Below are 22,701 nucleotides of genomic sequence, written 5' to 3'. Positions count from 1 at the left end.
GTGGGTCAGCCGAGCCGGGCCCGGGCGAGCTGGCGGGACTGGGCCACCAGTCGGTCGGCGCTGTCCCAGACCTCGGCGTCCTCCTCCAGGAAGCCGCCGGCGAGGTTGCGGGTGGCGATGGAGACGCGCAGGGGGCCCGGCGCCGGGCGGCACCGCACGTGCACGGTCAGCTCGACCGTCGGCACCCAGCCCTTGAGTCCCAGCTCGAAGGCGGTCGGGGGCAGCGCGTCCACCGCGAGGAGCATCGACAGGGGGTCGGCGTCGCGGCCGTCGGCGAGCCCGAACCAGGCCCGCATCTCGCCCCGGCCGGAGGGCTGCCCGAGCGCCCAGCCGAGCGTCGCGGGGTCCAGCTTGAGCATCAGCCGGTCGGTGATGGCCGAGCTGCCCTCCACGGGGGCGGGGCCGTCCTGCGGGCCGAAGCACTGGTCCATCGGCGGGATATCGGGCGGCGTCGCCGACGTGCGGACGTCGTCGGGCAGCGTGTCGAGGTCGCCGTAGGAGGCGAGGACGCGGATGCGCTCGACCTCGTTGCCCTCGTCGTCGTACTGGAAGAGGGAGGCCTGGCCGGTGGACAGGGTGCGCCCCGTGCGGACGGCCTCCGTGCGCACGATCGCCGGGCCCGGCCGGGAGGCGGTGAGGTAGTGCGCCGAGACGGTGAAGGGGTCGGGGTGCGGGAGGGCGTCTCCCAGGGCACGGCCCAGGACGGCCAGCAGATACCCGCCGTTGACGGCGTTGATGATCGTCCAGCCGGCGGAGAGGTCGATGTCGTAGACACCCGGGGCACGCCGGGTGACGGCGGTGTCCCGGTCGAACTCGCTGTCACCGATGGTGGCCCGCGTGGCCGCTGCGGAGGCTGCTTCTGGCATGGGTGCACGGTACAACACACAAATACTAAGCGGTAGCTTTCCCCTTTCGCCCCCTCACCCTCTCGCCCCCTCGCCCTCTCACCTCCCTCGACTCCCACCCCCGCCTCCTCACCCTCCCCCTCCCCCTCTCCCTCCCCGGCATCGGTCTCACCCGCGCTCCCGCAGGTACGCCTCCAGTTCGGCGGCCCCCGTCAGCATCGCGCGTCCGCGGGCGGACACCCGGTCGTGCCAGTCGTGCAGGGTGGCCTCCAGCGGCTCCAGCCCGCCGGCGGACCGCACCTGCGCGATCACGGGGGCGATCTGCTCCAGCAGATAGCCGCCCCGCCTGAGTTGGTGGGCCAGCCGGGCGTCCCGTACGTCGGCCTCGTCGTAGACGCGGTACCCGGTCAGCGGGTCGCGGCGTGGGCGGACCAGCCCGGCGCGCTCCCACTTGCGCAGCGTCGCGGGCCGGATGCCGAGTTCCGCCGCCAGCGGCCCGACGAACGTGCGGCCGGAACCGGACCCCGCCGCCCCCGGGGCGGGCACCGCCGTGGGCGCCAGGTCGCGCAACGCGCCCTCCACGGCCCGGAGAGTGCGCCGGTCGTCGAGCAGTTGGGCGTGGCTCTCGTCGATGAGCCGGTACGCCTCGTCCAGGGCCCCCCGGTTCACGGCCCGCATGATGGACGCCGCCGCCTGGTGGCCGTGGCCGGACACCAGGGCGAGGAACGCGCCCAGCGCCCGCGCGTGCAGCGGGGTGTAGGCGCGGTATCCGTGGGCCGTACGGCCGGCGTCCGGGAGGATGCCGGCCTCCTCGTAGTTCCTGACGGCCTGCGTGGACAGACCGTGCCCGCGGGCCAGGTCGATCGGCCTGAGCCTGCCATCGCTTTGAAGCTTTCGAACCATGTGTCGGACGGTATCGCCGCAAAGCTTCAACCGAAAGTTCAACGATACGGTTGAAGGCATGGCTAATGCTGGCATCAAGGACACCGCCCGCCCCGTCGAGGCCGCCGCCGTCATGAGGCTGCTCCCCGCCCGGCCCCGGCTGCTCGCCCTGGGCGAGCCCGCCCACGGCGAGGAGGCCCTGCTCGAAGTGCGCAACGAACTCTTCCGGCAGCTCGTCGAGCAGGAGGGCTACCGCACGATCGCGATCGAGAGCGACTGCCTGGCGGGCCTGGTCGTGGACGACTACGTCACCTCGGGCACGGGCACCCTCGACGAGGTCATGGAGCACGGATTCAGCCACCCGGACCTCGGGCTCGGCGCATCCGCGGCCAACCGCGAACTCGTGCGCTGGATGCGCGCCCACAACGACGGCCGGCCCGCGTCCGAGCGGCTCCGCTTCGCCGGTTTCGACGGCCCGCTGGAGATCACCCACGCCGCGAGCCCCCGGCAGCCACTCACCGCCCTCCACGACTACCTCTCGGCCCGGGTCGACACCGGTCTGCTCCCCTGCACCGCGGAAACGCTCGACCGTCTGCTCGGCGCCGACGACCGGTGGACCGAGCCCGCCGCGATGATGGACCCGGCCCGGTCCGTGGGACAGTCGGCCGAGGCAAAGGAGCTGCGGACGCTCGCCGAGGACCTGGTGTCGCTGCTCGACGAGCACGCGCCGCACCTGCTCGCGGCGAACTCCCGGGACGACTGGGAGCGGGCGTGCCTGTACGGACGCACCGCGACCGGCCTGCTGAGTTACCACTACTGGATGGCCGACACCTCACCGGCCCGCATGAACCGGCTGCTGGGCGTGCGGGACCGATTGATGGCCCGTAACCTCCTCGCACTCGCCGCTCGGGGTCCGGCACTCGTCCACGCCCAGAACGCCCACCTTCAGCGCGAGAAGAGCACGATGCGGATGTGGCAGGGACCGGTGGAGTGGTGGAGCGCCGGCGCGCTGGTGAGCGCCCGGCTCGGTGAGGAGTACGCCTTCCTGGCCACGGCCCTCGGCACGATCCGGCACCAGGGGGTGGACACCCCGCCGCCGGACACCGTCGAAGGGCTCCTGTACGCGCTCCCGGAGGACCGCTGCGTCGTCGACGCGTCCCGGCTGGCCACCGCCCTCGGCGGCAACCGGCCCGCGCCCCGCGTCTCCCCGTGGTTCGGCTACGCCTCGCTCGACCCCGCCCACCTGCCCGCGATCGACGGGGTGGTGTTCGTCAAGGACGTCCCGGACCGGCGCTGAGCGGGTCGGACCCGGGACCTCACTCCCCCTCCGTCACCGTCGACCGCCGGTTCCAGGCGCGCGGCGCCCGCCAGTGGAACCGCAGGGCGAGCAGACGCAGGACGAAGGCCGTGACCACCGCGAGCCCGGTGGTGAACGAGCTCAGGGCGTCGTAGCGGATGCACAGGGCGACCATGGTGGCGCCGACGATCGCCGGGACGGCGTACAGGTCGCGGTCCCAGCGCAGCAGTGAGGGCACCTCGTTGGCCAGCACGTCCCGCAGTACGCCGCCGCCCACCGCGGTGGTCAGGCCCAGGCAGGCGGAGGCGGTCAGGCCGAGCCCGTAGTCGTACGCCTTGGTCGTGCCGGCGACGCAGAACAGGCCGAGACCGGCCGCGTCGAAGATGTTCACGCCCGTCTGGAGGCGCTCCACGTGGGGGTGGAGGAAGAAGACGAGCAGGGTGGCGAAGAGCGGGGTGATGAAGTACCCCAGGTCCGTGAAGGCCGCGGGCGGTACGGCACCGATGACCAGGTCCCGGAACAGCCCGCCGCCCAGCGCGGTGACCTCGGCGAGGACGGCGATGCCGAACACGTCGAAGTTCTTGCGTACGGCCAGCAGCGCACCGGAGATGGCGAAGACGAAGATGCCGACCAGGTCGAGCGTGTGCTGGACGGTGGGGGTGAAGAGTTGCTCGTACACCCCGACATTCTCACCTGCCGGTGAGCCCCCGCCTTACGAACGAAGGCGGGGGCTCACGGGCGGGGCGAGGTCACTTCTCCTTGGCGGGAGGCTCCTCGTCGGCGCTCTCGGCGCTCTCGGCGCTCTCGGCGCTCTCGGCACTCCCGGCACTCCCGGCACTCCCGGCACTCCCGGCACTCCCGGCACTCCCGGCACTCCCGGCGCCGGCCTCGGCGCCGGTCGCGGCGTCTTCGGCACGATCGGTGCCGGCCTCGGCCTCCGCGGCCACCGCCGCCGAGGTCTGCGCCGACTCCGCCAGCGCCTTCTCGGACACCAGCTCCGCCGCCTCCTTGGCGTCGGAGAGCAGGACGACGTCCTGCGGGGCCTGGTCCTCGAAGTTCTCCGGGTGGTGGCAGGCCACCTGCTGACCGGGGCGCAGCTCCTTCAGCGGCGGCTCGGTCGTCTTGCAGATCTCCGTCGCCTTCCAGCACCGGGTGTGGAAGCGGCACCCGCTCGGCGGGGAGATCGGCGAGGGCACGTCGCCCTTGAGCAGGATGCGCTCGCTCTTGGTCGACTTGCGGGCCGGGTCCGGGATCGGGACCGCGGACATCAGCGCCTTGGTGTACGGGTGCATCGGCGTCTTGTAGAGCAGGTCGCGGTCGGCCAGCTCCATGATCTTGCCGAGGTACATCACCGCGATCCGGTCCGAGACGTGCCGGACGACGGACAGGTCGTGCGCGATGATCACATACGTCAGGCCCAGCTCGGTCTGGAGGTCGTCGAGCAGGTTGACGACCTGGGCCTGGATCGACACGTCGAGCGCGGAGACCGGCTCGTCGGCCACCACCAGCTTCGGGTTCAGCGCGAGCGCGCGGGCGATGCCGATGCGCTGGCGCTGACCGCCGGAGAACTCGTGCGGGTAGCGGTTGTAGTGCTCGGGGTTGAGACCGACCACCGACAGCAGCCGCTGCACCTCCTTCTTCACGCCGCCCTCGGGCTCGACGCCCTGGAGCTTGAAGGGGGCACTGATGATCGTGCCGATGGTGTGGCGCGGGTTCAGCGACGAGTACGGGTCCTGGAAGATCATCTGCACGTCGCGGCGCAGCGGACGCATTCCGCCGACCCCGAGGTGGGTGATGTCCTTGCCCTCGAACTCGACCTTGCCCGCGGTCGGTTCGAGGAGGCGGGTGATCAGCCGGCCCATGGTCGACTTGCCGCAGCCCGACTCACCCACGACACCGAGGGTCTCGCCGGACTTCACCTCGAAGTCGATGCCGTCGACGGCGCGCACCGCGCCGACCTGGCGCTGCAGCAGACCCTTCTTGATCGGGAAGTGCTTCTGCAGCCCGGTCACCTTCAGCAGGGTTTCGCCGGGGGCGGCGTCCTTGGTGAGGGTGGCGGTGCCGGCGGCCTCGCTCCGTGTGCCGTCGCTCTGCGCAGGGATGGCCACTGCTTCGTCCTTGGCGTTCTCGCTCACAGCTTCGGCGCAATCTCTTCGGTCCAGATACGCTCCCGCTGCTCCTGCGACATGTGGCAGGCGGCCCAGTGCTTGCTGCCGACCTCGGCCAGCTCGGGGCGGACCGTGCGGGTGACGTCGTCCTTGGGCACGTCGGCGTACGGGCAGCGCGGGTTGAAGGCGCAGCCGGACGGCAGGTTGATGAGAGAGGGCGGGGAGCCCTTGACCGGGATGAGGCGTTCCTGCTGGTCGCGGTCGAGCCGCGGCATCGAGCCGAGCAGGCCCCAGGTGTAGGGGTGCCGGGGCTCGTAGAACACCTTCTCCGCCGGGCCCCGCTCGACGCACCGGCCGCCGTACATCACCAGGAGGTCGTCGGCCAGTTCGGCGACGACGCCCAGGTCGTGGGTGATGATGATGACCGCGGAGCCGAACTCCGTCTGCAGATCGCGGATGAGGTCGAGGATCTGCGCCTGGACGGTCACGTCCAGGGCGGTCGTCGGCTCGTCCGCGATGAGCAGCTCGGGGTTGTTGACCAGCGACATCGCGATCATCGCGCGCTGGCGCATACCGCCGGAGAACTCGTGCGGGTAGCTGTCCACCCGCTTGTCCGGCTGCGGGATGCCGACACGGTCGAGCATCTCCACGGCGCGGCGCTTGGCGGTCTTCTTGTCCACGTCGTGGTGGACGCGGTACGCCTCCACGATCTGCTGGCCGATCGTGTAGTACGGGTGCAGCGCGGACAGCGGGTCCTGGAAGATCATCGACATCTGCCGGCCGCGCAGCTTGCGCACCTCGTCGGGGTCGGCGGACAGCAGCTCGGTGCCGTCCAGCCAGATCTCGCCCGAGATCTGCGCCTTGCGCCTGCCGTACTGGCCGGCGGTGTGCAGGCCCATGATGCCGAGCGAGGTCACCGACTTGCCGGAGCCGGACTCGCCGACGATGCCGAGGGTCTTGCCCTTCTCCAGCTGGAAGCTGAGCCCGTCGACGGACTTGACCAGGCCGTCGTCGGTCGGGAAGTGCACCTTCAGGTCGCGTACTTCCAGGAAGGCCTTCGGTGTGGGCGAAGTACCGGTGGGCTCGCCCACGGCGGCTCCGCTCTTGCTGAGGTCGGTCATGCGAGCCTCACTCGGGGGTCGATCACGGCGTACAGGATGTCCACCACGAGGTTGGCGATCAGCACCGCGAGAGAAGTGATCAGGACGACGCCCAGGATAAAGGGCAGGTCCTGGTTCTGGATCGCGTCCAGCACCTTCTGACCGAGGCCGGGGAGGCTGAACGTGGTCTCGGTCAGGATCGCGCCGCCCATGAGGGCGCCGAGGTCCATGCCGAGCATGGTGAGCAGCGGGGTCAGGGTCGACCGCATGGCGTGCTTGCGGATGACGACCTGCTCCTTGAGGCCCTTGGCACGCGCGGTGCGGATGTAGTCCTCGCCGAGGATCTCCATCATGGTGGCCCGGGTGATCCGGGCGTACATCGCGGCGTACAGGAAGGCCAGGGTGATCCAGGGCAGGATCATGCCGCCGAGCCAGCCGGTGAGGCTCTCCTCCAGGGGCACGAACTCGCCGTCGATCCAGCCCAGCCCGTAGGAGAAGATCGCCAGGCTGAGCAGACCGGTGAAGTAGATGGGGAGGGAGACGCCCGCCAGCGCGACGACCATCGCGCCGCGGTCCCACAGGGTGCCCCGCTTGAGCGCGGAGAGCACACCGGCGGCGAGACCGAAGATCAGCCACAGGACGGCAGCGCCGAGCGCGAGAGCCAGGGTCACCGGGAAGCGCTCGGTCAGCACCGGCCACACGGACTGCTCGGTACGGAAGGAGTAGCCGAAGCACGGCGCGGAGCAGTGGGTGACATCACCACCGGCCGCGTAGGTGCGGCCCGCGAAGATGCCCTTGAAGAACTCCCAGGCCTGGACGAAGACCGGGTCGCTCAGACCCAGCTTCTGTCGCACCCCCTCGACGGCGGCGGGGTCCGCCTGCTTGCCCACGAAGCTCAGGGCGACGTCGACGCCCGCCCACTTGGGGACGAGGAAGAAGATGCCGAAGACCACCAGAATGATGACCACCAGCATCACTGCGGCGGCGAACAGCCGCCTGATGAGATAAGCGAGCACGGGTTGCGGCCCGCTGCGGATCGCGGGCCGCCGGAGGTCTTCCGGCGGCCCGCGGTCACGCCGCGCCGGCCTTCACCTGCCTTTCGTGCCGTACGGCGGGTGTACCGGTTACTTCGAGGACTTCAGACCGAGGTTGACGAAGTCGTACATACCGCTGTAGCCGTCGGTGGTGTACACGTTCGCCAGTCGGCTGGAGCGCCAGTTGATGAACTTCTCGAAGACGAAGGGCAGGTAGTACGCGCCCTCCATCACCTTGTGGTTGATCTCCGTGGCGATCTTGGCCTTGCCCGCGTCGTCCAGCTGGGTGAGGTAGTCCGCGAACAGACCGTCGATCTTCTTGTCGTCGATCATCGCGAAGTTGTTGTTCGCGCTGTCGAGGATGTAGCCGCTGTGCCACAGCGGCAGACCGTAGCCCTGGACGGACGGGAAGTCCGGGCCCCAGCCCATGATGATGATGCCGTAGCCCTTCTTCTGCACGTTCGAAGGGCTGCCGACGGTGCTGGCGTACTGGGCGCCGTCGTACTGGTCGATCTCGACGTCGATGCCGACCTTCTTCAGCGACGCCTGGAGCGACTCGGCGGTGGCCACCTCGACCGGCTTGTTGTTGCGGACGGCGATGGTGGTCTTGAAGCCGTTCGGCTTGCCGCAGGCCTTCAGCTCTTCCTTGGCCTTCTCGACGTTGCCCTTCTTGTTCGCACCGGCCATCTCGTACGGGTCGTACTTCTGGCCCTCGGAGCCCGGGACGGACGGCGGCAGCATGTTGGTGCCGATGTCACCACCGGCGACCGGGCCGCCGCGAGCGGTCTGCAGCGAGACGTGGTCGGCCCCGTAGAGCACGGCCTTGCGGCAGTGGATGTTGTCGAACGGCTTCACGTTCTGCGGGAACGAGGCGTACCGGATGTAACCCGAGACGGGGTTGTCCAGGTTGCCCTTGTGCTCCTTCAGGGCGGTGGTGCGACCCTGCGGGGACATACCGGTCTGCGCCAGGTCGATGTCGTAGTCGCCGGCGAGCAGGCGGGCGTCCAGGTCGTTGGCGTTGGAGAAGAACTTGATCGTGATCTTGTCCGGGTACGCCTTGCGGACCGGGTCCGACTCCTGCTTCCACTCGGTGTTGCGGACCAGGGTCAGGTCCTTGCCGGGGTTGTAGGACTCGAACTTGTACGGGCCCGAGGAGAACGGGCGCAGACCGTACTTCGACTTGGTGTCCTTGTCCTGGCGGACCGGGGACGCCGAGGTCAGCGCGAGCATCTCCTCGAAGTCGGAGTTGGCCTTCGGCAGTTTGAAGACGATGGTCTTGTCGTCCGGCGTCTCGATCGCCTTCAGGCCGAGCTTGTCCTTGGACTTGTCCTTGTAGGGGCCCTGGTACTCGCCCTTGGGGTCGAGGACGTCCTTCAGGTAGACCGGGCCGCCGGACAGCACGTCCTGCGCCCAGACGCGCTCGATGCCGTACTTGACGTCCTTGGAGGTGATCGGCTTGCCGTCCTCCCAGGTGACACCGTCACGCAGGGTGTACGTGTAGGTCTTGCCGTCGTCCGAGACCTTGGCGAGCCCGGTGGCGAGGTCCGGCGTGACCTCGGCACCCGCCGAGCCCGGCTCCGTCTTGTTCGTGACGAGCTGGCGGCTGTAGTAGCGGGAGAAGTTCCACATGAAGCCGTAGTAGCCACGCGTGGTGTCCCACGAGTCGGCGTCCTGCGTGCTGGCGAACTTCAGCGTCCCGCCCTTCTTGGCCTCGGAGGCCTGAAGGACCTTGTTGTTGGCCGCGTCGAAGCCGGCGGCGCCGTTCTTCGAACCGCCGTTGCTGTCGTCTCCGCCGCCGCCGCACGCCGCGGTGGTCAGCAGCGCGGCGACCACTGCGGCAGCGGCCAAAGCCTGCTTGCGCCGCCCTGAGGTGCGTTGGGTAGTCACGATCTCGGATCCTCCGGATTAGATGAGAGACCCCGTGCAGGTGCCACGGGTCGCTTGCCGGTACGGCAGGTCAGCGGGAGCCCTTCGGGTCGAGCGCGTCGCGTACGCCGTCCCCGAAGAGGTTGAAGGCAAGAACGGTGATGAAGATCGCCACACCCGGGATCACCATGTACATGGGATCCGACTTGTAGTAGTCGATCGCGCTCGAAAGCATCTGTCCCCAGGACGAGGTGGGCGGCTTGACGCCCACGCCCAGGAAGCTGAGTGCCGCCTCGGTCAGGATGTTGGTGGGGATCATCATCGTGGTGTAGACGATGATCGGCGCCACCAGGTTGGGCAGCAGTTCCTTGAACAGGATGTAGAACCGTCCGGCTCCCAGGGACCGGGCCGCCTCGACGTACTCCCGTTCACGCATCGAGAGTGTCTGGCCGCGGACCACGCGACCGATGTAGGGCCAGCCGAAGAAGCCGATGACCAGGATCATCATGAGCAGTCGCACGCCCGTGCCGCTCAGTCCCAGCATGTCGTCGGGCATGACGGAGACCAGCGCGATGATGAACAGCAGCTGCGGGAAGGCCAGCAGGCCGTCCATGACCCGGCTGATGAGGGCGTCGACCCAGCCGCCGAAGAAGCCGGCCAGGACACCCAGGACGGTGCCGATGACCACGGCGACGAGCGCGGACAGGAAGCCCACGAGCAGCGAGATCCGGGCGCCGTGGACGATGCGGGCGAAGACGTCGCGGCCGTTGACCGGCTCGACACCGAGCCAGTGCTCGCCGCTGATGCCGCCCATGGACCCCGTGGGGGTGCCGAAGAGCGGGTCGATCGCATCCTCGTTGAACGAGTTGGGATCCTGCCCGTAGAGGGAGGTGATCGCGGGCGCGAGCACCGCGATCACGATCAGAACGAGCACCACGATGCCGCCCGTCAGGGCCAGCTTGTCCCGTTTCAGTCGCTCCCAGGCGATGCGGCCCAGGGAACGCCCCTGTACCGCCTTGGCGTCGGCGCCGGCAACCGCCGCTTCCTCGGCCGCACTCGGGGCCGCTTCCGCGGTCGGCTCGTGCAATGGTGCCGTCATCTGGCAGGGACCCCTCTCAACCGGCGGTAGCCGGCCCGCACTTGCCGCTGTAGCGGCGTGATCAGTCCGTCGTACACAGGGGCGAACAATCACCCCTTGTTGCGGGAGTCTTCAACGCTTCGGCGATCAGTAGCCAGACTTGACGGGGAATGGATGCGCAACCGTGATGCTGTTTGAGGTGTTCCGTTATCCGGACACTGGGTAACGGGGGCCGGACGCGGACAAGTTGGGACACCACGGACAGGGTGGTGTCTTACGCCCTCGTCTACGCGCGAAGATGTCCGCCCACCGGTGGCGGGCCGGGCCCTGCGACGGTCAGTACCGGCCCCCGGCCGGAGGGTATCCGTATCCACCCGCGGGCGCCTGGGCGGGGGCGGCCACGTGGGCCTCGCGGTCGTAGAAGGGACGGGCGTGGGCGCGCAGCCACATGGCGACCGGGTCGTGGGTGTCGGTCATCGCCACCGTCGACACCGGCAGCCCGTCCGGCACCGCGCCGACGGACTGCTGCATCATCCCGCGCACCGCGTCGACGGCCGGCGGCGAGGTGTCGTACACGTCGAGGCCGATGGCGAGATAGGGCGCGCCCAGCGCCGGCTGCACCCAGGCGCGGCGAAGCGCGCGGACCGCCGGGGTACGGTGGGCGTTCTGCGCGAGCAGGGCGTAGAACTGCGGGACCTCGATGGCCGGTTCGGACAGGCGCAGAGGTCCGGCGGGCTGCCGGTCCAGGCCGGAGGCGATGCGGCGCAGATCCAGCCAGGGGATGCCGACGCCGCCGCCGGGGGCGTGCGGGTTGAGCCAGAGGCCGTAGTGGTCCGGGTAGAGGGCGCGGGCCACCTCCAGGCCGTCGACCACCTCGTACGACCGGTTCCAGCCGCTGGCCGACAGCTCCTGGGCGGAGGTGACGCAGGGCGCGTAGCCGTAGCCTTCGACCTCCATGTTTCCGTACTGGGCGTCCGGGGAGCCGGCTTGGCCGTGCCAGAGCAGCATCCAGACCTGGCCGGAGGCGGGGGTGGCGAGGGCGCGCAGCAGGGCCTCGTAGGCGTCGTAGCGCCCGGGCGTCACCTGGCGCAGCATGTGCTCGACCTGTCCGGTCGTGGTGCCGCTGGCGCTCACGTGTATCGCCCCTTCGAGAAGTTCCCGGTTGTGGAACCAGCTTAAGGCTCCGCCGGGCGGGGGGCGCCTATGAGCTGGGGGTGCGGTGTCCGTTGGCGGGTGCGGGTTGGCTGTGGCCGGTCGCGCGGTTCCCCGCGTCCCTCGGTCGGCTGCCCTCCCGGCGTCCGAACGCCCGCAGATCGCTTCTCACAGGTCCCGGCCGTAGAACGGACGGACGTTCGCCCGCATCCAGTCGCAGACCGGGTCCTGGGCCGCTTCCAGGAGGACCAGGTTGACCTGGGTCTTCAGCGGGGCCTTGGTCAGGGCGCGGCCCAGGGCGTCCAGGGGGAGGGCGCGGGCGTCGTCCTCCCAGTGGGTGAGTTCGACGCCGACGAACATGACCGGGTCGGCCGTCTCGACGGCGGCCAGGCAGCGGCGGGCGGAGCGCACGACGCCGACGGCGGCGAACTCGGCGGAGGCCGCGGCCAGGAAGTCCACCGGGTCGTCCTGCCAGTCCGGCTCGAAGAGGCGGACCCGGCCGCCGGACGCGGGTCCGTCCAACGGGGTGCGGCCGGCCCGGCACAGCTCGGCCACGGCCGGCGGCGGCAGCGGGATGCCGACCACGCCGTCCGGGTTCACGGCGATGCCGACCTGCGGGGGCAGGCCGCGGGCGAACTCCGCGGCGGGGGCGATGGTGTACCCCATCTGCGTACCGGCGACCTGGCGGAACTGCTCCTCCGAGCTGAACACCGGTACGTAGGCCTGGCCCTCGATCTCCAGCGAGGGCAGGTCGAGGGGGCCGCTGTTCGGGCCGCCGCCGTTCGGCAGGGGTATCCACACGAAGCTGCGGCCGAGCACCTCCACGATCCGGCCGCCGGCGCCCGGCACGCCGAGGGAGGCGGACAGCACCTCCTCCAGCTCGTTGCCGGGCCACCCGCCGTGCGGGTGGGGGTGCGCCTGTGCCGGGAAGTCCATCTGCCTACCTACCGCCTGCCTGGAACCGCTGCTGTGGCTGAAAAGGCTAACCCGTTCGGCCCCGCCGCCCTACGGTGCGTCACCCCGTGAACGCGATCCGGCGGAGGGTGTCGGCCGCCGCCCGGTCCAGGAGGATCGCCGAGCTGCAGCCCGCGGGCAGGGTGCCCTCGGTCACCGCGCGCAGCAGGCGGGTGTTGGCCGTGCGGTGGCGCAGGAACGCGTACCGCGACACGCCCCGGCCGCGCTCGCGCTGGCCGGCCAGGGCCTCTCCGGCGTCGACGTCGAGCAGCAGCAGGTGCAGGGTGCCGTCACGGCGGCGGGCCTCGCGGGCCAGCCAGCCGCGCACCCAGGCCTGGGTGCCGCAGTCGTGCACGACGACGCCCTCGCCGGAGCGCAGCGCCCTGCGCAGTCCGGCGTAGTGGGCGAGGCGGACGAAGGGGCGGTAGAGCCCGTACGGCAGGAAGCGCGGCATACGGCGGTCCCAGCGGTCGCGGGTGTCCTGGGAGTCGATGCGCGGTCCGCGTACGGTGCGCTCCATCAGCGTGGACTTGCCACTGCCGGGCAGGCCGGTGATCACCACCAGGTCCCGGGGTCCGAAGAGCAGGGCGTGCGGGCTGCGGCCGTCCCGGTCCCGCAGGTCGCGGACGACGGGTGCGGGCAGTTCGGCGCACGCCTCCGGTGCCGGGGCGGCGGGCTGCTTGGGCAGCGCGAGACCCGAGGTCGTGGCGTACGCCGTGTTCCTGTTCACCGTGATCGTCCTCCCCTGGGGCGGTTCACGAGTTCACCATCCCCGTCGAGTGTAAAGAGAAGGTAATGCGCAGGTCTCGCGTTTTCGTGCGCTTACTGCCACAGGCCGGTTACAGATCACGGTCTGCCATGGATCGGCCGGGCGTGCAATGATGGCGGCGCCAACTGCATACCGGCCGTTTGAATCCGCGCGGGAGAGTCCCCGGCCGCGCCGGGGCGCCGAAGGAGCAAGTCCCTCCCTTGAATCTCTCAGGCACCGTTACCGCGCGGGCGAGGCACATCTGAAAAGCGGGCCGCCCCTCGACGGGCTGCCCCACCCAAGGTGCAAGTCCTGGTCACCGTACTCCGGTGGTCGTGGCGAACCTCTCAGGTTTCGATGACAGATGGGGAGGATCGACCTCGCCACGTCCTGTCCTGGGAGACGACCGACCGATGAGCAGTACAGAACTCCGCCGTACCGCGCTCGATGCCACGCATCGCGCGCTGGGCGCGACGATGACCGACTTCGCCGGCTGGGACATGCCCCTGCGCTACGGCTCCGAGCGCGACGAGCATGTCGCGGTGCGCACCCGGGCCGGGCTCTTCGACCTCTCGCACATGGGTGAGATCACGGTCACCGGTGCGCGCGCCGCCGAACTGCTGAACTTCGCGCTGGTGGGCAACATCGGCAGCGTGAAGCCGGGCCGGGCCCGCTACACCATGATCTGCCGCGAGGACGGCGGCATCCTGGACGACCTGATCGTCTACCGCCTGGGCGAGACCGAGTACATGGTGGTCGCCAACGCCTCCAACGCCCAGGTCGTGCTGGACGCGCTGACCGATCGGGCCGCCGGCTTCGACGCCGAGGTGCGCGACGACCGCGACGCCTACGCGCTGCTCGCCGTACAGGGCCCGGAGTCCCCGGGCATCCTCGCGTCGCTCACCGACGCCGACCTGGACGGCCTGAAGTACTACGCCGGACTGCCCGGCACCGTGGCCGGCGTCCCGGCGCTCATCGCGCGCACCGGCTACACCGGCGAGGACGGCTTCGAGCTGTTCGTGAAGCCGGAGCACGCGGTGGAGCTGTGGCAGGCGCTGACCAAGGCGGGCGCGGGCGCGGGGCTGGCCCCGTGCGGACTCTCCTGCCGGGACACGCTCCGCCTGGAGGCGGGCATGCCGCTGTACGGGCACGAGCTGACGACCGCGCTGACGCCCTTCGACGCCGGGCTCGGCCGGGTGGTGAAGTTCGAGAAGGAGGGCGACTTCGTCGGGCGCGCCGCGCTGACCGAGGCCGCTTCCCGGGCCGAGCAGAACCCGCCCCGCGTCCTGGTCGGCCTGGTCGCCGAGGGCCGCCGGGTCCCGCGCGCCGGGTACCAGGTCGTCGCCGGCGGCGAGGTCGTCGGCGAGGTCACCTCCGGCGCGCCGTCCCCGACGCTGGGCAAGCCGATCGCCATGGCGTACGTCGACCCCGCGCACGCGGCGCCGGGCACCGCGGGTGTCGGCGTGGACATCCGGGGCAGCCACGAGCCGTACGAGGTCGTGGCGCTGCCGTTCTACAAGCGCCAGAAGTAGACACTGGGCGGACGGCGGGGCCCTCGTCGCCCGCGTGGCGTCCTCGCTGCCCACCGGCGGATTCAGCCGTCCCCTCATCAGTCAGCAGCCCCCTTCACCAGCACTTCCTCGCGTACAGGAGAATTCAGGCCATGAGCAACCCCCAGCAGCTGCGCTACAGCAAGGAGCACGAGTGGCTGTCGGGCGCCGAGGACGGCGCCTCGACGGTCGGCATCACGGAGCACGCGGCCAACGCGCTCGGTGACGTGGTCTTCGTCCAGCTCCCCGAGGTCGGCGACTCGGTGACCGCGGGCGAGACCTGCGGCGAACTGGAGTCCACCAAGTCGGTCTCCGACCTGTACTCCCCCGTCTCCGGCGAGATCACCGAGGTCAACGAGGACGTCGTCAACGACCCGTCGCTGGTGAACTCCGCGCCCTTCGAGGGCGGCTGGCTGTTCAAGGTGCGCGTCACGGACGAGCCGGCCGACCTGCTCTCCGCCGACGAGTACACCGCCTTCACCGCCGGCTGAGGAGTCACGACCGCATGTCGCTTCTGAACACACCCCTGCACGAGCTCGACCCCGACGTCGCCGCCGCCGTCGACGCCGAGCTCGACCGCCAGCAGTCCACCCTGGAAATGATCGCCTCCGAGAACTTCGCGCCCGTCGCGGTCATGGAGGCCCAGGGCTCGGTCCTCACCAACAAGTACGCCGAGGGCTACCCCGGCCGCCGCTACTACGGCGGCTGCGAGCACGTCGACGTGGTCGAGCAGATCGCCATCGACCGGGTCAAGGCGCTCTTCGGCGCCGAGCACGCCAACGTGCAGCCGCACTCGGGCGCCCAGGCCAACGCGGCCGCGATGTTCGCGCTGCTCAAGCCCGGCGACACGATCATGGGTCTGAACCTCGCCCACGGCGGGCACCTGACCCACGGCATGAAGATCAACTTCTCCGGCAAGCTCTACAACGTCGTCCCCTACCACGTGGGCGAAGACGGCCAGGTCGACATGGCCGAGGTGGAGCGCCTCGCCAAGGAGACCCGGCCGAAGCTGATCGTGGCCGGCTGGTCGGCGTACCCGAGGCAGCTGGACTTCGCCGCGTTCCGCAAGGTCGCGGACGAGGTCGGCGCGTACCTGATGGTCGACATGGCGCACTTCGCCGGTCTGGTCGCGGCGGGCCTGCACCCGAACCCGGTACCGCACGCCCACGTGGTGACCACCACGACCCACAAGACCCTCGGCGGCCCCCGCGGCGGTGTGATCCTCTCCACGGCCGAACTCGCCAAGAAGATCAACTCCGCCGTCTTCCCCGGTCAGCAGGGTGGACCGCTGGAGCACGTGGTGGCCGCCAAGGCCGTCGCCTTCAAGGTCGCCGCGAGCGAGGACTTCAAGGAGCGCCAGGGACGTACGCTGGAGGGTGCCCGCATCCTGGCCGAGCGCCTGGTGCGGGACGACGCGAAGGCGGCGGGCGTCTCCGTCCTGACCGGCGGCACGGACGTCCACCTGGTCCTGGTGGACCTGCGCGACTCCGAGCTGGACGGTCAGCAGGCCGAGGACCGCCTCCACGAGGTCGGCATCACGGTCAACCGCAACGCCGTTCCGAACGACCCGCGTCCGCCGATGGTGACCTCCGGTCTGCGCATCGGTACGCCGGCCCTTGCGACCCGCGGCTTCACGGCCGAGGACTTCGCCGAGGTCGCGGACGTGATCGCCGAGGCGCTGAAGCCGTCCTACGACGCGGATGCCCTCAAGGCCCGGGTGAAGACCCTGGCCGACAAGCACCCGCTGTACCCGGGTCTGAACAAGTAGCACCCCGCGTGTTCGGGGGCGCCGTGCCCGTCACGAGCGGGCGCGGCGCCCCGCCCCGAAGCACCACCTCTGCACCACCCCCGTTCTGAGGAGTCCCCGTGGCCATCTCGGTCTTCGACCTGTTCTCGATCGGCATCGGCCCGTCGAGCTCGCACACGGTCGGCCCGATGCGCGCGGCCCGCATGTTCGCCCGCCGCCTGCGCAACGAGGAGCTGCTCGGCTCCGTCGACTCGGTCCGCGCCGAGCTGTACGGCTCGCTCGGCGCCACCGGCCACGGCCACGGCACGCCCAAGGCGGTGCTGCTCGGCCTGGAGGGCGACTCGCCACGCACGGTGGACGTGGAGACGGCGGACGAACGCGTCGAGACGATCAAGTCCTCGGGCCGCATCCGCCTCCTCGGCGAGCACGAGATCGCCTTCGCCTACGACGACGACATGGTCCTGCACCGCCGCAAGGCCCTCCCCTACCACGCCAACGGCATGACCCTGTGGGCGTACGACGCGGCCGGCACGGAAGTGCTCTCCAAGACCTACTACTCGGTCGGCGGCGGCTTCGTCGTCGACGAGGACGCGGTGGGCGCGGACCGCATCGTGCTCGACGACACGGTGCTGAAGTACCCCTTCCGCACCGGCGACGAGCTGCTGCGCCTGTCCCGGGAGACGGGCCTGTCCATCTCGGCCCTGATGCTGGAGAACGAGCGGTCCTGGCGCGACGAGGACGAGATCCGCGAGGGTCTGCTGGAGATCTGGCGGGTGATGCGGGCGTGCGTCGACCGTGGCATGTCCCGCGAGGGCATCCTGCCGGGCGGCCTCAAGGTCCGCCGCCGCGCCGCCAACACCGCGCGCAAGCTGCGCTCGGAGGGTGATCCGCAGGCCCTGGCCATGGAGTGGATCACCCTCTACGCCATGGCCGTGAACGAGGAGAACGCGGCCGGCGGCCGGGTCGTCACCGCCCCGACGAACGGCGCGGCGGGCATCATCCCGGCGGTCCTGCACTACTACATGAACTTCGTACCCGGCGCCGACGAGGAGGGCGTGGTCCGCTTCCTCCTGGCCGCGGGCGCGATCGGCATGCTCTTCAAGGAGAACGCCTCCATCTCCGGTGCCGAGGTCGGCTGCCAGGGCGAGGTCGGCTCGGCCTGCTCCATGGCGGCCGGCGCGCTCGCCGAGGTGCTGGGCGGCTCCCCCGAGCAGGTGGAGAACGCCGCCGAGATCGGCATGGAGCACAACCTCGGCCTGACCTGCGACCCGGTCGGCGGCCTCGTCCAGATCCCGTGCATCGAGCGCAACGGCATGGCCGCGGTCAAGGCGGTCACGGCGGCGCGGATGGCGATGCGGGGCGACGGGTCCCACAAGGTGTCCCTCGACAAGGTCATCAAGACCATGAAGGACACCGGCGCGGACATGTCGGTGAAGTACAAGGAGACGGCGCGGGGCGGGCTGGCGGTCAACATCATCGAGTGCTGAGGGGCGGCTCCCATCGCCGCATCTCACATCGTGACATGTGGCGACTGAAAACTGAGACGCCTGAGATCGTGGCGGTGCCAGCACATTTCGCACGTGAAAGACCGAGAGATGCCCGCACCAGCCACCGGATCAACCCCGGCACCCGTCAATCCGCGGTCCCGCGTCCTCATCGCCAGCCTCATCGGCACGACGATCGAGTTCTACGACTTCTACATCTACGCGACCGCCGCCGTCCTGGTCTTCCCCTCGCTCTTCTTCCCGAACAGCGACCCGACCACGGCACTGCTGTCGTCCTTCGCGGTCTTCGGCGCCGCGATGGTGGCCCGCCCGATCGGGGCCGTGTTCTTCGGGCACCTCGGTGACCGGCTCGGCCGCAAGAAGACGCTGGTGGTCTCGCTGCTCACCATGGGCATCGCCACGTTCCTGATCGGCGTACTCCCGACCTACGCGCAGGCCGGCTGGGTCGCCACCGCGCTGCTCGTGCTGATGCGGCTCGCGCAGGGCTTCGCCCTCGGCGGCGAGTGGAGCGGGGCCGCGCTGGTCGCGACCGAGAACGCGCCCCGCGGCAAGCGCGCCCTGTACGGGACCTTCCCGCAGCTGGGCGCCCCGCTCGGCTTCATCATCGGCAACGGCCTGTTCCTGGTCATCGGGGCGCTGCTGCCGTCCGCGGCCGGCGCCGACCCCACGCAGCCCTCCGAGGCCTTCACGAGCTGGGGCTGGCGCATCCCGTTCCTGTTCTCCGCGGTGATGGTCGCGATCGGCCTGTGGGTGCGCTCGCGGCTCGTGGAGTCGGCGGTGTTCGCCCAGACCCAGCAGGCCGGGAAGGTGCGGAAGCTGCCGCTGGCCACCGTGGTCCAGGGCCACTGGAAGCAGCTGATCCTGGGCACCTTCATCATGCTGGCGACGTACGTGCTCTTCTATCTGATGACCACGTTCTCGCTGAGCTACGGGCGCACCGCGAAGGACGCCGCCGTGCCGGGTCTGGGGTACAGCTACACCACGTTCGTGCTGATGATGATCTTCGGTGTGCTCTTCTTCGCCGTGTTCACCCTGGTCTCCGGCCCGCTCGCCGACAGGTACGGCCGCCGCGCCACCCTGATCTGGGTCACCGCCGCGATCGTGGTCTTCGGCCTGGTGTGGGTGCCGCTGATCGGCCTGGGCACGCTCGGTGTGGTGCTGTGGCTGGTCCTCGGTTTCACGCTGATGGGCATGACGTTCGGCCCGATGGGCGCGCTGCTGCCGGAGCTGTTCCCGACGAGCGTGCGCTACACCGGCTCCGGCATCTCGTACAACGTCAGTTCGATCCTCGGAGCGGCCGTCGCCCCGTTCATCGCGGTGGCGCTGTGGGAGACCGGTGACGGCTCGCCATGGCTGGTCGGCGTCTACCTCTCCGCGATGGCGGTGCTGACGCTGACCGCCCTCCTCCTCGGCAAGGAGACCAAGGACGTCTCCCTGGACGAGGGCGAGGGCGAGGACCAGGCCGTCTCCGCCGACGACGGCACCCGCGCCGCGGTCTCCTCCTCCGCCCCCTGATCCGGCCCGCGTACGGCGGCCGATTCCCGGGCATGACAACTACCGGGTCCTTCGGGCCCTTCGGCCCCGCCGGTATCCGAGGGAGTGGTCATGCTGCGCGGCATCGACGTCAGCGCTTACCAGTCCTCCACCTACGGCACGGACGGCCTCTCCTTCGTCTTCGTGAAGGCGACGGAGGGCCGTTCGTACGTCAACCCCAGGCTCGCCGCCCAGACGAAGCGGGCCCGCGACGCCGGACTCGTCGTCGGCTTCTACCACTTCCTGTGGCCGGGCGACCTCGCCGCCCAGGCCGAGTACTTCGTCTCCGAAGCCCCCGGCCGGGCCGGTGACATCCTCGCCGTCGACTGGGAGACGACGGGCGAGGGCACCCGTGCGAACAACGCGGAGAAGGACAGCTTCATCCGGAAGGTGAAGGCGCTGCGGCCGGACAACCGGGTGATCCTCTACGCGAACAGAGACTACTGGCTGAACGTGGACACCACCTCGTACGCGGGCGACGGTCTCTGGATCGCCGACTACGTGACGGCCGGCGAGCCCCGCATCCGGGCCACGTGGCGCTTCCACCAGTACACCGACGACCCGGTCGACACCAACGTGGCGGACTTCGCGAGCGAGGCGGCGCTGCGGAAGTGGGCCGACGGCGCGTAGGGCCTGTCCGGCGGACCGGGGCTAGCCCTTGAACTCCGCGGTACGCTCCGGCTCGGCCTCCGCCAGGGCATTGGTGACGTCCTCGACGCCCGAGCGCAGGCCGTACACCGGGGTGCCGGGCTGCTGGCGCCAGGACTCGTCGATGCCGCCGGCGTCGACGGTGTCGAAGCCGAGCTCGTCGATCAGCGACCTGACCCCGGCCTTGGCCGCCTCGTCGTCGCCGGCGACCGGGAGGGCCATGCGGTCCGGGGCGCCGGCCGGGCGCGGGCGCTCCAGGATGTCCTGGGCGTAGGTGCCGTTGAAGGCCTTGATCACCGGGTGGCCGAGGTGGCGTTCGGTCCAGCGGCTCTCGGTGAGGCCCTCGTCCTCGATGGCCGCGATCCGCCCGTCGCGCTGTCGCGGGTAGTAGTTGTTCGTGTCGATGACCGCCACGCCGTCGGCGGCGCCGTCGAGGACGCCGGACGGCAGGTCCGGGATCGCCTTCAGCGGGATGGTGACGACCACGACCTCGGCGTCCCGCGCCGCCTCCTCGACCGGCACCGGGGTGGCGCCGGTCTCCTCGGCCAGTGCGGTGAGCGTGTGCGGGCCGCGGGAGTTCGCGACCGAGACGTGGTGTCCGAGGGCGGTCAGCCGTCGGGTGAGGTTGCCGCCGATGTTGCCCGCGCCGATGATGCCGATCTTCATGATGCTGACTCGCCTGGCCCTTCGGAGGTCGTGTCGTGCGGAGCCGGCGGCTCGCGCCGGTGATCAGCTCCAACCTCCGGGCGTGGCGGGCTATTCCACGGAGAGGCGCCCTCCGGGGGTGACCGGACGGGCGCCCCTCACGGCGTCGTCACTTGTTGAGGTGCGTCCAGAACTCGTCGAACGACAGCAGCTTGTCCCCGTCGAGGTCACGGCCGGCGATGATCGCCTCGGCCACCGACTCGGTGACGTTCCAGTCGCCGCCCTGGGCCAGCGCGGTCTTGAACTCGGCGGCGGTGATGAACCCGTCCCCGTCCGTGTCGATCCGCTCGAACTGCTTGCGTGCTTCCTCGATGTCCGCCACCGATCCGCCCCTCATCTCGTGCATGGGTCATTCCGACCTTCTGACGCAGGTCAGATTAGCTGCCCGTCCGGGCACCCAGTGCGGCGACCACCCACCCGAACTCCTCCTCGTAGGCGGACGGAGGCTCCACGCCGTTCACGATCGCGGAGAGCTCCCGATAGCGGGCGAGGCGGACGTTCGTCACCGAGGTGAGGCGCTCCCGCACGACGGCCGGGTCGGCGTCGCCGATCAGCGCGCGCAGGATGCCGGCGGCCTGTGGCGAGTCCGGCGGGACGCCCTCCCTCAGCGCGTCGCCCGCGAGCCGCACCAGGCGGCTCACGAACCACAGGGAGGAGCCGGCGGGGACGTCCGGCCCCCGGTCGACCGCGTTGAACTCGATCATCCTGCGCATCGTCGCCCGGAACTCCGGGTCCTGGATCAGCTCGGCCAGCTCCACCCAGGCGTCCACCTGCTCGGGGGTGGGGTCGTCGGGCAGGTCGGCCGCGGCGAAGCGCAGGCGGGTGCGGATGTCGGGGTCCGCGGTGTCGACGCCCTCGAAGACCTCCGCCATGAAGTCCTCGATGATGCGTCGCCGTTCGGCGGCGGACAGTCGCGCCAGTTTGTTCATCAGGGTCATCTCCTCGGCGGTCGAGCCGCGTCGTGCCACGGTCGACAGCACCGCACGGGTCACCCGCAGTGAGCTGATCTGTGCGTCCAGGGCGCTCACGTGCGCCGCCGCGACCCGCGCGACCGTCGTCTCGCCGGACAGGACGCGGCGTACGGCGTCCAGGCCGAGGCCGAGTTCGCGCAGAGTGCGGATCAGCTCCAGGCGGGCGGCGGAGGCGGCGTCGTAGAGCCGGTAGCCGCCCGCGGAGCGGGTCACCGGGGGCAGGGCGCCCTCGTCGGACCAGTAGCGGATGGTGCGCACCGACAGTCCGGTGGTGCGCGCCAGTTCGCCGATGGTCATGAGACCGGTGCCGTCTTCGATCATGTCTGGGAGTGTGGGCCTTCCAGTGGGTGGAGACTCAAGGAGCGCGGTGTGGCGGAGAGCCTGCGGGACATTCTGGGCGCGGCTGCGCTGGGCGTCTTCCCGGTGGCGGACGGCGGGACCACCGTGGTGCCGCAGCACGGCGGCCGGGACGCCGGGGTGATCGCGTTCACGGCGCACTCGGTCGTCTTCACGGACGAGGACCCGCGGTGGGTGCGCGAGACGCTGGACGGACTCGGCTGCGACCCCCTGGCCGCCACGATGAACGCGCGGTTCCTGACCGCCTTCATGGAGCGCACGGGGCGGACGACCGACACGATCGACGTGCTGCTGACCGGCGCTCCGCTTCCGGGCCGCCCCGGGATCGCTCTGACGGAGATCGCCGGCCCCGGGCATCCCCGGGTGGCCTCGGCCCGCCGGCGACGCGACGACGTGCGGGTGTGGGCGGCGGACGGCGGGGTGCTCGTGCTGGGCCGAGGGGTCGCCGGGCGGCTGGAGGCCGCGGTGGAGGTGGCGGAGGGGGCACGGCACCGAGGGCTGGGGCGGCGCCTGGTGACGGCGGCGCGGCAGCTGGCCGGGGGTGAGGTGGTGTGGGCGCAGATCTCGGCGGGGAACGCCCGCAGTCTGCGGGCGTTCCAGGCGGCGGGTTACCGGCCGGTG

The 22,701-nt window shown here is 70.5% G+C and carries 21 protein-coding genes, 1 pseudogene and 1 riboswitch; of the genes and pseudogenes, 8 read left to right on the top strand and 14 right to left on the bottom strand.

Features of this window, described 5'->3' with window-relative positions; all coding sequences use genetic code 11:
• Positions 1-5: 5 nt before the first annotated feature.
• Both EBH09_RS25905 and EBH09_RS25900 read right to left on the bottom strand, forming a co-directional pair.
• Complete coding sequence (locus EBH09_RS25905) at positions 6-866, bottom strand: thioesterase family protein (protein WP_121749304.1); 861 nt, start codon at positions 864-866, stop codon at positions 6-8.
• 147 nt (positions 867-1,013) lie between these two features.
• Positions 1,014-1,748: a TioE family transcriptional regulator gene (locus EBH09_RS25900; protein WP_121749303.1), complete on the bottom strand. Its 735-nt coding sequence runs from the start codon at positions 1,746-1,748 to the stop codon at positions 1,014-1,016.
• A 58-nt stretch (positions 1,749-1,806) separates the two neighbouring features.
• On the opposite strand from EBH09_RS25900, the gene EBH09_RS25895 reads away from it, so the two are divergent.
• On the top strand, positions 1,807-3,024 hold the full coding sequence (locus EBH09_RS25895; RefSeq protein WP_121749302.1) for an erythromycin esterase family protein: 1,218 nt from the start codon (positions 1,807-1,809) through the stop codon (positions 3,022-3,024).
• Between the two features lie 19 nt (positions 3,025-3,043).
• On the opposite strand, the gene EBH09_RS25890 is transcribed toward EBH09_RS25895, so the two are convergent.
• The 9 genes from EBH09_RS25890 to EBH09_RS25850 form a co-directional block, all read right to left on the bottom strand.
• A complete protein-coding gene (locus EBH09_RS25890) occupies positions 3,044-3,703 on the bottom strand; it encodes a trimeric intracellular cation channel family protein (RefSeq protein ID WP_121749301.1) in 660 nt (219 codons plus the stop codon).
• A 70-nt stretch (positions 3,704-3,773) separates the two neighbouring features.
• Positions 3,774-5,132, bottom strand: coding sequence for a dipeptide ABC transporter ATP-binding protein (locus tag EBH09_RS25885; protein ID WP_193776535.1), 1,359 nt, complete (start codon positions 5,130-5,132; stop codon positions 3,774-3,776).
• A gap of 23 nt (positions 5,133-5,155) precedes the next feature.
• The gene (locus tag EBH09_RS25880) at positions 5,156-6,253 is read right to left on the bottom strand and encodes an ABC transporter ATP-binding protein (RefSeq protein WP_121749299.1); all 1,098 of its coding nucleotides are present in this window, start codon (positions 6,251-6,253) and stop codon (positions 5,156-5,158) included.
• On the bottom strand, positions 6,250-7,248 hold the full coding sequence (locus EBH09_RS25875) for an ABC transporter permease (RefSeq protein ID WP_121749298.1): 999 nt from the start codon (positions 7,246-7,248) through the stop codon (positions 6,250-6,252). The genes EBH09_RS25880 and EBH09_RS25875 overlap by 4 nt, the downstream gene beginning before the upstream one ends.
• 108 nt (positions 7,249-7,356) lie before the next feature.
• Positions 7,357-9,153, bottom strand: a complete 1,797-nt coding sequence (locus EBH09_RS25870; RefSeq protein ID WP_121749297.1) for an ABC transporter substrate-binding protein — start codon at positions 9,151-9,153, stop codon at positions 7,357-7,359.
• A 70-nt stretch (positions 9,154-9,223) separates the two neighbouring features.
• A complete protein-coding gene (locus EBH09_RS25865; protein WP_121749296.1) occupies positions 9,224-10,231 on the bottom strand; it encodes an ABC transporter permease in 1,008 nt (335 codons plus the stop codon).
• A gap of 315 nt (positions 10,232-10,546) precedes the next feature.
• Positions 10,547-11,344 carry an enhanced serine sensitivity protein SseB C-terminal domain-containing protein gene (locus EBH09_RS25860; protein ID WP_121749295.1) on the bottom strand — a complete coding sequence of 266 codons (798 nt, stop codon included), beginning with the start codon at positions 11,342-11,344 and terminating at the stop codon, positions 10,547-10,549.
• 186 nt (positions 11,345-11,530) lie between these two features.
• Positions 11,531-12,298 carry an enhanced serine sensitivity protein SseB gene (locus tag EBH09_RS25855; RefSeq protein ID WP_121749294.1) on the bottom strand — a complete coding sequence of 256 codons (768 nt, stop codon included), beginning with the start codon at positions 12,296-12,298 and terminating at the stop codon, positions 11,531-11,533.
• 79 nt (positions 12,299-12,377) lie between these two features.
• Positions 12,378-13,046 carry an AAA family ATPase gene (locus tag EBH09_RS25850; RefSeq protein ID WP_121749293.1) on the bottom strand — a complete coding sequence of 223 codons (669 nt, stop codon included), beginning with the start codon at positions 13,044-13,046 and terminating at the stop codon, positions 12,378-12,380.
• Positions 13,047-13,226: 180 nt separating this feature from the next.
• Positions 13,227-13,320, top strand: a riboswitch (glycine riboswitch).
• Between the two features lie 157 nt (positions 13,321-13,477).
• On the opposite strand from EBH09_RS25850, the gene gcvT reads away from it, so the two are divergent.
• The 6 genes from gcvT (at position 13,478) to EBH09_RS25820 (ending at position 20,029) form a co-directional block, all read left to right on the top strand.
• Positions 13,478-14,596, top strand: a complete 1,119-nt coding sequence (gcvT, locus tag EBH09_RS25845) for a glycine cleavage system aminomethyltransferase GcvT (protein ID WP_121749292.1) — start codon at positions 13,478-13,480, stop codon at positions 14,594-14,596.
• 131 nt (positions 14,597-14,727) lie between these two features.
• Positions 14,728-15,105: a glycine cleavage system protein GcvH gene (gene gcvH, locus EBH09_RS25840; RefSeq protein ID WP_121749291.1), complete on the top strand. Its 378-nt coding sequence runs from the start codon at positions 14,728-14,730 to the stop codon at positions 15,103-15,105.
• Between the two features lie 14 nt (positions 15,106-15,119).
• Positions 15,120-16,382, top strand: coding sequence for a serine hydroxymethyltransferase (glyA, locus tag EBH09_RS25835; protein ID WP_121749290.1), 1,263 nt, complete (start codon positions 15,120-15,122; stop codon positions 16,380-16,382).
• A 98-nt stretch (positions 16,383-16,480) separates the two neighbouring features.
• On the top strand, positions 16,481-17,848 hold the full coding sequence (locus EBH09_RS25830; protein ID WP_121749289.1) for an L-serine ammonia-lyase: 1,368 nt from the start codon (positions 16,481-16,483) through the stop codon (positions 17,846-17,848).
• 108 nt (positions 17,849-17,956) lie between these two features.
• Entirely contained in the window at positions 17,957-19,381 is a 1,425-nt protein-coding gene (locus EBH09_RS25825) for an MFS transporter (RefSeq protein ID WP_121749288.1), read from the top strand.
• Between the two features lie 90 nt (positions 19,382-19,471).
• Positions 19,472-20,029, top strand: coding sequence for a glycoside hydrolase family 25 protein (locus tag EBH09_RS25820; protein ID WP_121749287.1), 558 nt, complete (start codon positions 19,472-19,474; stop codon positions 20,027-20,029).
• Positions 20,030-20,050: 21 nt separating this feature from the next.
• Here EBH09_RS25820 and EBH09_RS25815 read toward each other — a convergent pair.
• From EBH09_RS25815 to EBH09_RS25805, 3 genes and pseudogenes are all read right to left on the bottom strand, one after another.
• A pseudogene (locus EBH09_RS25815) lies at positions 20,051-20,734 on the bottom strand (NAD(P)-binding domain-containing protein); the annotation flags it as partial.
• Positions 20,735-20,861: 127 nt separating this feature from the next.
• Positions 20,862-21,074, bottom strand: coding sequence for an EF-hand domain-containing protein (locus tag EBH09_RS25810; protein ID WP_121749557.1), 213 nt, complete (start codon positions 21,072-21,074; stop codon positions 20,862-20,864).
• 55 nt (positions 21,075-21,129) lie between these two features.
• On the bottom strand, positions 21,130-22,044 hold the full coding sequence (locus EBH09_RS25805) for a MerR family transcriptional regulator (RefSeq protein ID WP_121749285.1): 915 nt from the start codon (positions 22,042-22,044) through the stop codon (positions 21,130-21,132).
• Positions 22,045-22,092: 48 nt separating this feature from the next.
• On the opposite strand from EBH09_RS25805, the gene EBH09_RS25800 reads away from it, so the two are divergent.
• On the top strand, positions 22,093-22,701 hold a 609-nt coding region (locus EBH09_RS25800), incomplete at its 3' end, for a GNAT family N-acetyltransferase (RefSeq protein ID WP_153182716.1).

The sequence above is a fragment of the Streptomyces sp. E2N166 genome (assembly GCF_003671715.1).
GTDB lineage: Bacteria > Actinomycetota > Actinomycetes > Streptomycetales > Streptomycetaceae > Streptomyces > Streptomyces thinghirensis.
This window is presented reverse-complemented; position numbering and strand designations above follow the sequence as displayed.

Excerpts from the sequence above, each read along its gene's own strand:
- EBH09_RS25905 (WP_121749304.1), bottom strand. The coding sequence starts at position 866 with ATGCCAGAAGCAGCCTCCGCAGCGGCCACGCGGGCCACCATCGGTGAC.
- EBH09_RS25900 (WP_121749303.1), bottom strand. The coding sequence starts at position 1,748 with ATGGTTCGAAAGCTTCAAAGCGATGGCAGGCTCAGGCCGATCGACCTG.
- EBH09_RS25895 (WP_121749302.1), top strand. The coding sequence starts at position 1,807 with ATGGCTAATGCTGGCATCAAGGACACCGCCCGCCCCGTCGAGGCCGCC.
- EBH09_RS25880 (WP_121749299.1), bottom strand. The coding sequence starts at position 6,253 with ATGACCGACCTCAGCAAGAGCGGAGCCGCCGTGGGCGAGCCCACCGGT.
- EBH09_RS25865 (WP_121749296.1), bottom strand. The coding sequence starts at position 10,231 with ATGACGGCACCATTGCACGAGCCGACCGCGGAAGCGGCCCCGAGTGCG.
- EBH09_RS25855 (WP_121749294.1), bottom strand. The coding sequence starts at position 12,298 with ATGGACTTCCCGGCACAGGCGCACCCCCACCCGCACGGCGGGTGGCCC.
- gcvT (WP_121749292.1), top strand. The coding sequence starts at position 13,478 with ATGAGCAGTACAGAACTCCGCCGTACCGCGCTCGATGCCACGCATCGC.
- gcvH (WP_121749291.1), top strand. The coding sequence starts at position 14,728 with ATGAGCAACCCCCAGCAGCTGCGCTACAGCAAGGAGCACGAGTGGCTG.
- glyA (WP_121749290.1), top strand. The coding sequence starts at position 15,120 with ATGTCGCTTCTGAACACACCCCTGCACGAGCTCGACCCCGACGTCGCC.
- EBH09_RS25825 (WP_121749288.1), top strand. The coding sequence starts at position 17,957 with ATGCCCGCACCAGCCACCGGATCAACCCCGGCACCCGTCAATCCGCGG.
- EBH09_RS25820 (WP_121749287.1), top strand. The coding sequence starts at position 19,472 with ATGCTGCGCGGCATCGACGTCAGCGCTTACCAGTCCTCCACCTACGGC.
- EBH09_RS25805 (WP_121749285.1), bottom strand. The coding sequence starts at position 22,044 with ATGATCGAAGACGGCACCGGTCTCATGACCATCGGCGAACTGGCGCGC.